The sequence below is a fragment of the Cellvibrio fibrivorans genome, assembly GCF_031457055.1.
Classification (GTDB): Bacteria; Pseudomonadota; Gammaproteobacteria; order Pseudomonadales; family Cellvibrionaceae; genus Cellvibrio; species Cellvibrio fibrivorans.
Map to the genome: position 1 here is coordinate 146,704 of NZ_JAVDVX010000005.1, position 11,341 is coordinate 158,044.

General features: G+C 48.4%; 7 protein-coding genes. 4 read left to right on the top strand and 3 right to left on the bottom strand.

The features are described from left to right. The first annotated feature begins 1 nt into the window (after position 1). The 3 genes from J2X05_RS14055 to rsgA all read left to right on the top strand — a co-directional run bounded on the left by J2X05_RS14055 (position 2) and on the right by rsgA (position 4,885). Positions 2-2,254: a cellulase family glycosylhydrolase gene (locus tag J2X05_RS14055; RefSeq protein WP_310073486.1), complete on the top strand. Its 2,253-nt coding sequence runs from the start codon at positions 2-4 to the stop codon at positions 2,252-2,254. A gap of 126 nt (positions 2,255-2,380) precedes the next feature. Then, on the top strand, positions 2,381-3,445 hold the full coding sequence (locus J2X05_RS14060; protein WP_310073487.1) for a calcium/sodium antiporter: 1,065 nt from the start codon (positions 2,381-2,383) through the stop codon (positions 3,443-3,445). Between the two features lie 390 nt (positions 3,446-3,835). Further along, positions 3,836-4,885, top strand: a complete 1,050-nt coding sequence (rsgA, locus tag J2X05_RS14065) for a ribosome small subunit-dependent GTPase A (protein ID WP_310073489.1) — start codon at positions 3,836-3,838, stop codon at positions 4,883-4,885. A gap of 95 nt (positions 4,886-4,980) precedes the next feature. On the opposite strand, the gene J2X05_RS14070 is transcribed toward rsgA, so the two are convergent. After that, positions 4,981-5,640, bottom strand: a complete 660-nt coding sequence (locus J2X05_RS14070; RefSeq protein WP_310073490.1) for a pyridoxamine 5'-phosphate oxidase family protein — start codon at positions 5,638-5,640, stop codon at positions 4,981-4,983. Positions 5,641-5,750: 110 nt separating this feature from the next. On the opposite strand from J2X05_RS14070, the gene pdxR reads away from it, so the two are divergent. After that, the gene (gene pdxR / locus J2X05_RS14075) at positions 5,751-7,205 is read left to right on the top strand and encodes a MocR-like pyridoxine biosynthesis transcription factor PdxR (RefSeq protein ID WP_310073492.1); all 1,455 of its coding nucleotides are present in this window, start codon (positions 5,751-5,753) and stop codon (positions 7,203-7,205) included. Positions 7,206-7,282: 77 nt separating this feature from the next. On the opposite strand, the gene J2X05_RS14080 is transcribed toward pdxR, so the two are convergent. Next, positions 7,283-9,682 (bottom strand): hypothetical protein, encoded by a 2,400-nt coding sequence (locus J2X05_RS14080; RefSeq protein ID WP_310073494.1) that lies wholly within the window; start codon positions 9,680-9,682, stop codon positions 7,283-7,285. 59 nt (positions 9,683-9,741) lie between these two features. Beyond that, entirely contained in the window at positions 9,742-11,310 is a 1,569-nt protein-coding gene (locus tag J2X05_RS14085; protein ID WP_310073497.1) for a hypothetical protein, read from the bottom strand. Between the last annotated feature and the right edge of the window lie 31 nt (positions 11,311-11,341).

An 11,341-nucleotide genomic window follows, 5' to 3' on the forward strand; every position in this document is an offset into this window, starting at 1 on the left:
CATGATTACTCCGCCCAAAAAGAACCTGAGCCTGTTGGCAGTGCTAAGTCTTTGCACTATGGCGATGGGTTACAGCAGCGCGGCTTCTGCGGCCTGTTCTTACAACATCGACAACGAGTGGAATACCGGGGCAACCGGTACTATTAAAATCACTAACTCGACTACTTCTACGATTAACGGTTGGTCTGTGAGTTGGCAGTACACCACTAACCGTTTGACCGGTTCGTGGAATGCGAATGTGACGCCCACCAACCCCTACACTGCAACCAACTTAGGGTGGAACGCCACTATCCCGCCAGGCCAAACCGTGAGTTTTGGTTTCCAATTGAACAAAAATGGTGGTGCGTTGGAGCGTCCTACCGTAAATGGTTCTGTCTGTTCGGGTGGTTCAGCCGCATCTTCGGTTCCTTCGTCTGTATCGTCTTCATCAAGATCGGCAACCCCTTCGTCTATATCTTCATCATCAAGATCGGCGACTCCATCATCCGTAAGCTCTTCGTCTACTAGCGCTAGCTGCCTCCAACAATGTAATTGGTACGGCACTGTGTATCCGCTTTGCGTGACCACTACCAGCGGTTGGGGTTATGAGAACAACAGAAGTTGTATTTCCAGAACCACCTGTGCCAGTCAACCTGCTCCCTTTGGTGTGACAGGTGTGTGCGGTAATTCATCGAGTGTGGTGAGTTCCAGCCGTTCAAGTTCATCGTCTTCTGTTACCCCAAGTTCACGCTCAAGTTCAAGTATTAGTGTAACCAGTAGCTCGATCAGTTCATCGCGCTCAAGTACGCCAAGCTCGATCAGTTCTTCGCGTTCAAGCACTTCCAGTTCGATCAGTTCTTCGAGCCGATCCAGTGTTAGTCCCGGCGGTGTCTTCCGTGTGGATGCAACCGGCAACATCACCAAGAACGGCACTGTATTCCCTGTTCGCTGCGGAAACTGGTTTGGTCTTGAAGGCCAACATGAGCCTAAAGATGCAGAGAACAATGCTGACGGTGCGCCAATGGAGCTTTATGCGGGCAACATGTGGTGGGCAAATACCGGCCGCACTATCCAGCAGACCATGACCGAGATTAAAGCCCAGGGAATCAACATGATTCGCCTGCCGATTGCACCCCAAACGCTCGATGCGACAAACCCGCAAGGGATTGGCGATATCCGTGCTGGCGGCGTGTTAAAAAATCATCCGTCTGTGCGTCAAACCAATGCGCGTCAAGCCATGGAGGATTTCATCAAGTTGGCCGATCAGAACAATATCGAGGTGTTGGTGGATATCCACTCCTGCTCCAACTATGTTGGTTGGAGAGCTGGCCGTTTGGATGCACGCCCTCCCTATGTCGATGCGACTCGCGAAAACTATGAATACACTCGTGAAGGCTATTCTTGTGCGCCAGTGGGCACTCCGGGTGTCACCACTCACGCTTACAACGAATCTATCTGGTTGGATAACCTGAGAGACATCGCTGGTCTTTCTACCAAGTTGGGTGTTGATAACATTATTGGTATCGATATTTTCAATGAGCCATGGGATTACACCTGGGCCGATTGGAAGCGTCTGTCTGAAAGCGCCTACACCGCCATCAATTCGGTTAACCCGGATATGTTGATTTTCGTGGAAGGTATTTCAGCTACTGCCGACAATCAGGATGGTTCACCATCTACCATCACCGAAGTTCCACACGGATCGGAAGACTACAATCCCAACTGGGGTGAAAACCTGTTTGAAGCGGGCACCAGCCCACTCAACATTCCGAAAAGCCGTTTGGTTTATTCTCCACACACCTATGGTCCATCAGTATTCGTACAGAAACACTTTTTGGATCCTGCGCAAACTGCTTGCGCCGGTCTTGAAGGTGATGCCGCCGCTGATGCCGATTGTAGAATCGTGATCGACGCAGCCAAACTGAGAGCAGGTTGGGATGAACACTTCGGTTACTTGCGAGCGCAAGGTTTTGCGATGGTTGTCGGAGAATTTGGTGGCAATATGGATTGGCCACAAAAAGGCAGTATTTCTGACCGTACCAAGTGGAACCACATTACCACCAATGTCGATCAGCAATGGCAACAAGCGTTTGTTAGCTATATGAAAGAGAAAAACATCCAGGCTTGTTATTGGTCTATCAATCCGGAATCGGGTGATACCCATGGCTGGTATGGTCATTCCTATGACCCTGTTAGTAACGAATCCGGCTGGGGAACCTGGCTGCCTTTCGATACGCGCAAAACCACCTTGTTGAAAGATCTTTGGGGTAATTAATTAATCATTAATCTGTGACTAAAAACCTGGAGCTGACGCAAGTTGGCTCCGGGTTTTTTATTGGTCAGCTTTTAACAGAAAAATTTTGTGGTAATGTGCCCTCACTATTTTTTATTGGAGCTAGCCATGACTTGGTTGATGTTGATTGTTGGTTTGGTGTTGTTGGTGGTGGGTGCAGATTTGCTGATCAAGGGGGCTGCACGGCTTGCCTCTAATTTTGGAGTGCCTGCGCTAGTGATTGGTCTCACGGTGGTGGCATTTGGTACCAGTGCACCGGAGTTGGCGGTTAGCGTCAAAGCAGCGTTCTCTGGTCAGGCTGAATTGGCTATTGCCAATGTGGTTGGCAGTAATATTTTTAATGTCTTGTTTATTCTCGGCCTCGCGGCGCTTATATCCCCGCTTATTATTTCCCACCAATTAATTCGTCAGGATGTGCCAATTATGGTTGGTATATCCATAGTTGCAGTGCTGATGACATTGGATGGCAGCATCAACAAATTAGAGGCAGCAATACTCGCACTGGGTTTGGTTGGCTATACCTGGTTTTTGTTTTATCAAGGCAAGCAAAAAGGTGTGGATGTATCCGATGGCGAAGTTGAGGAAATGCTCAACGCCAATGCACCCATGTGGCAGAACATATTGCTCGTTGTCGGTGGATTAATTTTATTGGTAATGGGAGCCCGTTGGTTAGTGCAAAGCGCAATCGAACTTGCCACTGCATGGGGTGTGAATGAAGCAGTGATTGGGTTGACGATTGTGGCAGCCGGAACTTCGCTTCCAGAGGTGGTGACATCGGTAGTTGCAACCTTGCGTGGCCAGCGTGATATCGCGGTCGGAAATGTCGTAGGCAGCAATATTTTTAATATTCTGTGCGTGTTGGGTTTGTCCGGTTTGGTTTCACCTACACCTTTGTTAGCCGGGGAGCAATTGGCCGGTTTTGATATTCCGGTAATGCTCGGGGTTGCTGCACTCTGCGTACCGATATTTTTTATCGGCTCTGTACTCAATCGCATCGAAGGGTTTATGTTCCTGTTACTCTATGTAGCTTATGTATGGGTGTTGATTGCCATGGCACTATCATTGGGATATCTCGCGCAGTTGCAAACCGCTATCCTCTACGGTTTGATCCCAGTTGTCCTTGTGTATGTATTGGTGACATTGGTGCTGGAGCTGCGTAGGCGTCGCGCGTAATAGCGGAATAGTTGTTGGCCCTATAGATGGTTATTAACAATAGGGCTAACAACTTGTCTGTTTCGGTCAATTTTTTTATCTGTTTCTATCCTTGTAAAGAGTTGTAACTGTCCGTTGACTCATGAAAACTCTAGTGACAGACTAATACTACTTTCCCTTCACCTATTTTCTCTATCTGTACAGGAGCCTCAAATATGACCGCCTTTGATATTGCTCTCCTGTCGGCTGCTTGATTACCCGCCTGTATTCTCGTTTTTCGGGTTTCCTAATGGCCGCGTAATCGCGCGCCGACTTTCACTTCGTTTTTTATTGTCGCGGTGTTGTTGTCACAAACAATTGCGATGTATTTGCTCGTGCCTGCGAGCTTAACGAAATTGGAAGTTTTCCATCATGATCGAAATCGATTTTGAATCTCTTGGCTCTATTGGTCTTACACCTTATATCGCGCAACAATTATTACAATTAGAAACGGCTGCCGCTGATGTGTTTTCCGCGCGTATTGTTGAAATTCATGGCGAGTGGATGTTGGCGCATAGCGGTCAATCTGAATATCGCGTGCGCGCACTACCGACGTTAGGATTCGGTCTTGCAGTGGGCGATTGGGTAATTGTGGAATCACGCCCTAATAATGAATATTGGATTAGCCAGTGCATGGAGCCAGTAACGCAAATTTCACGGCGCACGCAGGAAGGTAAACGCCAGGTATTGGTGACGAATGTCGATACTGCATTATTAGTTATGGGTTTGGATAAGGATTTTAATTTACGCCGCATGGAGCGCTACCTCGCGATCGTGCAAGCAGCGCAGGTAATACCGGTTATCGTACTAACCAAACAGGATATTGCAGAAAATCTTGCAGAAAAATTGGAGCAAATAGAGCAGCGTTTGCCAGCTCACATACCAATTGTTGCGGTGAATGCATTGCATGAAAGTACGGTAATGGTTTTGGCTCCATGGTTGCGAAAAGGGCAGACGTTGGTGTTGCTGGGCTCGTCGGGAGCAGGGAAATCCACTTTGACTAATACGCTAACCTCCAGCGCACAGGCAACGGGTGATGTGCGCAAAGATGATAGCAAAGGGCGGCACACGACGACTTCTCGATCGCTGCACCAATGCACAACGGGTGCTTGTATTATTGACACGCCCGGTCTGCGCAGCTGGAGTCCGGATGTCGATGAAGAATCGTTGGAGCTTGCGTTTGATGACATTGCAACCCTGGCAATGAATTGTCGCTTTCGTAATTGCGAACATCGAGATGAACCCGGCTGTGCTGTGCGCGAGTTTGTTGATGCTGATCGCTTGCATAATTATCAAAAATTATTGCGCGAAGTTCGTCGCAGCCAACAGACAGCGCTTGAGCGTATTGATGAGCGAGCAAAATGGAAAGTGCTGCATAAAGCCGCTCAAGCGCGAGTGCGCGAAAAGCGAGGTGATTATTGATTTTTATTAAGTGGTAGATGAAATTTGGAGAGCGACATAATTTTTTATGTCGCTCTCCTGATCAATAACTACTTTTACCTCCAGATAAAAATTTATCAGGCAGTTTTTACCCAGCCTGTCACATAAGCCGGTGTAGGGATCGATCCGTTATCGGCGTGCATGGGTTCGCCATGTTTTACTGCTAGAGGCAAAACACCCGCCCACACGGGCAATTGCATATCTTCCTCATCATCGCTGGGCGCGCTATTGCTGATTTTGCAGGCAGCTTCGTCAAGCGAAATTCGCATGACACTGGTAGCAGCGAGTTCTTTCGCATTCCCCGGGCGCGCCTCGTGTTTGCGGCCGGCAGCGATCTTATCCATCAAGGCATCCATGGCGGCGATTTTGGCTTGCTTGTCTTCTACTAATTCAAATGTCCCGTAAATCACCGCGGAGCGATAGTGCATGCTGTGATTGAAAGCGGAGCGCGCCAGCACCAGTCCATCAAGATGAGTAATCGCAACGGATACCTGGGTTCCTGCGGTGAGTATTTTGGTGAGGCGGCCGCCATTGGAGCCGTGCACATAAAGCGCATTGCCAATACGCCAGCACGCAGTGGGAATGCAGTGTGTGCTGGTGCCGTCGTTGAACGCGATGTTGCACAGATAAGCTTCATCGATTACCGCATAGAGCGTTTGCTGTTCATAGCTAGCCTTTTCAGCGAGGCGACGAATACGTGTGCGTGGAGATGGGGAGCTGGGTGACTGCTGGTTCATTCTGTTCCTTTTTAATAGTGGTTTTGTTATCAACAACGGGTTAAGCGTTTAGATTATCCTGCTGCTGGCTCTATAATAAGATCCACTTTTATGAAAATTTTTAGGGCCACATGGACTACCAATTTCTCTTTGATCAGTTCAATGCCAGGCAATCTGGAATTAAGCAGTCACAACAGCGGCGTTTATACCACTGCTTACGCGATACTATTTTGCGCGGTCAACTTAAAGCGGGTATGCAATTACCGGGCAGTCGAACTTTAGCCACTGAGCTCAAGGTTTCGCGCAATACCGTACTCTATGCCTACGAACAGTTGATCACCGAGGGGCTGCTGTTATCAGTCGGGCGCAGCACTCTGGTTGCATCCAATCTTTCAACCTTAGTCAGTACTCCAGTGGCTGCGAATATCACCAAGCCACGGCAGCTTTCTGCGCGTGCGCAGTTAACGCCATGGCCTACTGATCCTCACGGCGCATTTGCCGCATTTATGTCGGGTGTGCCTGCGTTAGCGCATTTTCCAATTGCTATCTGGCGCCGTTGTTTGGAACGTGTTTGGCGGGAACTTAATTTTCAACAACTCGATTATGCAAACGCAGTGGGTGAACCAATTTTGCGTGTAGCCATAGCAGAGCATCTCACCAGTACTCGCGGCCTGGTCTGTAGTGCAGAACAAATTTTTATTACTGATGGCACGCAACAGAGTTTAGGTATTTGTGCGCATGCACTGGCAAGTGCGGGAGATATTGTCTGGATTGAGAACCCCGGTTACGGCGGTGCTTTTCAATCATTGAAAGCTGCAGAGCTGGATGTGCGCGGTATTGCGGTGGATGCAGAAGGGATCGCACCGACAAAAAAAGAGTGGGAAAAATTTACGCCGAAATTCATTTATACAACACCATCGCACCAGTTTCCGCTCGGCAGTGTGATGAGTGTTGTGCGCCGACTTGAATTAATCGAGTCAGCAAAACAATACGACGCGTTGATTATTGAAGATGATTACGACAGCGAATTCCGCCGCGATGGCCCACCGTTGCCAGCAATGCAAGGTTTGGTTGCTGACGCACCGGTAATCTACCTCGGCACCTTTAGCAAAACATTATTTCCCGCATTGCGTATTGGTTATATGGTGGTACCAAAAGGATTGGTGGAACCTTTTGCCGGTATATTGAAGCTAGGGCATTTGCGCGGGCGCAGTGCCGATCAACTTGCGCTTGCGGAATTTCTGCGCGCGGGCCATTTTGCCAATCACTTGAAAAAAATGCGCCGTTTGTATGCAGCGCGACGCGATGCACTGGTAGCAGCGATTAATAAACATCTCGGCCACATTGCGATAATTTATGGCGGGTCATCCGGTATTCATTTAACAATAGCACTGCCCGAAGCACTCAATGATGTGAGCATCAGTAGGGCCGCATTAGCTCAGGGTGTGTATACCCAACCGCTGAGCAAGTTGGCAACGGGTAGTGTTTTGTGTAATGGTTTAATGTTGGGTTATGCGCAAGTGCCTGAAGCGGAAATGGACAAATATATTTCGTTGTTGGCGAATGTGATTAGTGAATATGTATGAGAGTGAGCTTCATGGCTAGTTAAAAAAACGAGCACAACAGTTGTGCTCGTTTTTATTGTGCAGGCACTTAACAATAGCTAATAAGCTGCTTTTTCAGTAGTGTTTATTCCTGATTGTGGTGATAGATTGCGTTTGATGAGTTCCCAATCAACTTTACGGCTTGCGGGTGCTAAATCCTGTTGGTTGATGGGGGGCAATTCCTTTTGTGTTTCCGCTTGCGGTAATGACTCTGCATAGACTAAGGCGTCTGCAAAATTCATTTTTGCAATAGTGCGATATTCAGCTCGCACTACTTTTAAATCGCTTTGCAATTCGCGGCTGCCTTTTCTCTCGATTAACTGGAATAAATAGCTTATCGATTTGTCAATGGTAGGGCTAATCAAAGGCTCATTGTTTGTAGCAATTTTTTCAAGTTGAGCATGATTTTTCGCTGCTGCGCCTAAACTGGAAAAATGTCGGACTACCTGCGCCGCATGCGAGCGTCCATTTTTATCGCCAATCAAGAGCGTAGCTAGCTCGGGACTGTGACGATAATAAATTTGCATAAGTTGACGGCCTTTCGCCAGGGGTTTTAGCGCCTGATCTCGGAAATTGCGCAAATCGGTGATGACTGCGGGATAATCTTTAAACTCTGCCGCCGCCACCTTGGATGCAACACAGCTAATATCGATTGGAGCTGAGATAGACATCCAATTGTAGCGCAGTATTTCATTGGCATCTGTCCAGGTTGCACCGCTGAGTTCTCCAGAAAGGGACGTCCAATACTGCAACATGTTATTGTGACCGGAATCCCACATGGTTTGATTGTAAATAGTTTCCAATGACACACGGTTAGGTGTGTTGTCATCACTCAAACTATTGCGTCCACGGTCTTCACTGCCACCATTGTTATCGTTGTTGGAATCCATCAAATCCAGTAGTGCTGCTGCAACCCTGGCCTCCTGTTTTTCCCCCAGGCGATTTGCACCGGAATACAATTCCAATGCTTGGCCGCCGGCATCATTTTGATTGGTGCAACTGGGCCACTCCCCCGCGCCTTCAGTTGTGCCTTCGTCCCAATTGTATTGGCCGTCATTGCACAGGCTTAACATAAATGCACTTGCCCAACCTTCACTCCATGAGAGCCGTTCATCCTGCACTGCATCGCCAAAGTTGTGCGCGCCACCAGGGCTGGGGTCCCCACCGGGATAGGCGGCGTCCATTAAAAAATGGCCATATTCGTGAATGGCGATATCAGGAGCGCGGTTAGTGGAGGCTGATAAGTTTATCTGGCCATTATAAAAATCACCTGAGCTTGGATAATCAATTTCAACAAAACCCGGATCGCGCCCACCGACACTGGTTATATGTTGCCAGGCGCGATCCATAAACGAGAATATTTGCGCCGCTTCCATATCATCACTGGGTGTCAGGGTTCCGAAATTGACTACTGCACCTTCATTTAAATCGTCGCGCACGCCGGATGCCCATTCATAATCGCCACCATCGTGCACACGCCAGCGGGTATTGCGTAGTTTTAATTTGATGTAAAGGTCGCGGCCGTTTTGCAGCCAGCCATCATCATTATTGACGCTGATGCTGTAGTCACCATTGCCATTCGTGGCGACAGATTCGAGGAATTCATCGCCAAAGGTGTCGTCGTCGTACAGATAAATACCTGCGTTGACCAATGGCTTTACGGTGCCATCAAAATCGGTAAATACAATTCGCCCGTTGACTGTCACCGGATCGCGTCCGCGCCAGGCGGTTTTGCTCGAATCAATAACATGCTTCGCATCTTGCCCCAGCTCTTTATCAGCCCTGGCCAATAATACCGCGCGATTTTTATCGGTGACTATGCGCGCTAGTGTAGTGTCATCCACGTTGGTCAAGTTGCCGGAAAATGCGCGCACTGATTTCATTTTAGTAAAATCTTCAGAGCGTTTTTTCTGCCGTATTTCCCGCCATTGTTTCTGGGTGAATAGCCTGGCTTGTTTTTTCTCAGACACTTCCTGATAAAAAATAACCCGGTCATAGATCACACCTTTAGTGTCACCAATTTCCAGCTCTATTTTGTAAATTCCCGCTTGGCTAAATGCTGGCACTATTGCCTTGACAACCGTGTCCTTAACGCGCTGTTTATCATTGGCAATTTTCGTACGCGTTGCTTCACCCATTTTTTTTGCAGGAAGAGTAGTTGCATCGCTTATGTTAATGACCACTTCATTGATGCGTACATCATTCACAGTCACGCGAATGGGTACAGTGAAGCTACCCTGGGTGGCCTTGAGCGAGGTAATTTTTTCGATCGACTCAGGCATAGCGGCAATAGGACGGTCGGGTGGAGTCGCAAATGCCGGTGTTGCCAGCAGCGATGACAAGAGCAGTAGTGACACAACCAATGATGGTAGTACCACTGATGAAATCACCAGGGTTGACACCGTGGGTGATGAAAGCAATGCGAGCAACCTGCCGGTTATTTCTTTTAACGATTTCATAACGTCTCTCCTTAAAGTGCATCGATACCTATAAAAAATTCGTTGTGCAATTTGCCAAATTATCTTGTTACTCTTTTTCCTTGAATAGCTTTTGTGATAGCCGTTGTTTGTTTCAGCGCGCGTTGCAAATAATCTCCAATCGCTTGCTCGGCGTTATCAATCGCTTCTGTAATGACCGTATCAATCAATTTTGGTTGTGCCCGCTTAAACATAGAAGCCAGTTTTGTTTCATCTTCAGGCAATTTGTGCGCTAGCTGATTGATAATAGAGCCTAAAATAACGCGGCGAATATTTTGCAGGGGTAACAGTGACGGTTCAGCTTCTTTGGTGTTGTCGCCTGTGAGTGCCAGCTCCTGTTGCGCTTTGACCAATTGTGCTAGCGCTGGGTTTGCATCGCTGCTGGCGACTAAATCATCGACTATCTCTGCCATGGCGCCCAAACCCCAATGCCGGGTCATAACTTCCTCTGCTACTACGCCAATTTTTAACAGCGGATCCCAAGGACAGGGATGTGGGAAGGGCAAGCGCAACTCAGCGATTTCAAAATCAAACCGTGTCAAAGCTGCTTGTAAAAATGGCCAGCAGGAGCGCCGATTTTTCGGCGCAAGCCAGCGCGCAGTATTTAAATAGTAGCGTTGGATTTTTAAATATTCCGGTGTTGGATTTCCTGCAATATATAAACCGCTCCGGCCGCCGGAACCAGAACCATTTAAATTCACATTCACAAAATGGTGCCAGGTTGCATCACACACAATTCTGCCTACATTGGCAGCGTCGCCATCGTATGCTGAAATGGCGCCAAAGCTGTGAGGTTTAACTGGTGGCTTGCCAGTGTTGGTTACAAAACGCCCCGCAGAAATAGAGACGGCGACCACTTGCGGCGCGATGCGTACACCAGCTGCCATAGGCCATTCTTCGACGCCGGCAAAATTTCCTGCGGCCGGTACGGGCGCCAGGCATTCACTTTCGTGCGGATGGTCTGGCAAGTAATCCACTGCACCTGATTCATGGCGCAATACCGGATGTACATTCCAACTGGACGCTTGGTTATCAGGGCCGCCATTGGAAAAAAATACCGGATAAATACGCTGGGGAATTGCATCGGATTGATCTTCGAATTGTTTGATGCCATCGCTGCCTGGCTCAAGCACTGTATCGTGCCGGTCAGGGCTGGTCATCGGTACGCTTGCCCAATTGCGCATTTGCCGTACGCGGGGAAGCGTTGTGCCCATGCCCGATCCGATACTTGCGTGGTCACCTGTTGCAAATACACCGCCGCCTGCCTGCATAAATTGTGCAATGGTAGTTTGCTCAGCTGCACTGAGTGCAGACGAACTAAAACCAAAGAGCCACAGCTGGTCGTAATTAGTGCGGTTAACCGGTGTAGCAGCGGTCGCAAAATTAAAATTGCCCGCAATGGTGGATGCAACACCGCCACCGGTGCGATGTGCGGTAGCTACGTTATGTCCGCCGCTTTTGATGATCGTTACAAATTCAGAAAGGCCGAAACCTGCGGTACCGAAACTCAGGCTGCCATCGGCAACCATAAGGATATTTTGCTTGCAGGGAAGTTTGAAAATGAGTTCTGCGAACTGGTTGCCCGCAAATTTGAGTTCGAAGTTCAACATAAAAATCTCCTTTTGATTGAATCGCGAAAGC

Coding starts and splice junctions, on each gene's coding strand:
- pdxR (WP_310073492.1), top strand. CDS start 5,751: ATGGACTACCAATTTCTCTTTGATCAGTTCAATGCCAGGCAATCTGGA.
- J2X05_RS14085 (WP_310073497.1), bottom strand. CDS start 11,310: ATGTTGAACTTCGAACTCAAATTTGCGGGCAACCAGTTCGCAGAACTC.
- J2X05_RS14080 (WP_310073494.1), bottom strand. CDS start 9,682: ATGAAATCGTTAAAAGAAATAACCGGCAGGTTGCTCGCATTGCTTTCA.
- J2X05_RS14060 (WP_310073487.1), top strand. CDS start 2,381: ATGACTTGGTTGATGTTGATTGTTGGTTTGGTGTTGTTGGTGGTGGGT.
- J2X05_RS14070 (WP_310073490.1), bottom strand. CDS start 5,640: ATGAACCAGCAGTCACCCAGCTCCCCATCTCCACGCACACGTATTCGT.
- J2X05_RS14055 (WP_310073486.1), top strand. CDS start 2: ATGATTACTCCGCCCAAAAAGAACCTGAGCCTGTTGGCAGTGCTAAGT.
- rsgA (WP_310073489.1), top strand. CDS start 3,836: ATGATCGAAATCGATTTTGAATCTCTTGGCTCTATTGGTCTTACACCT.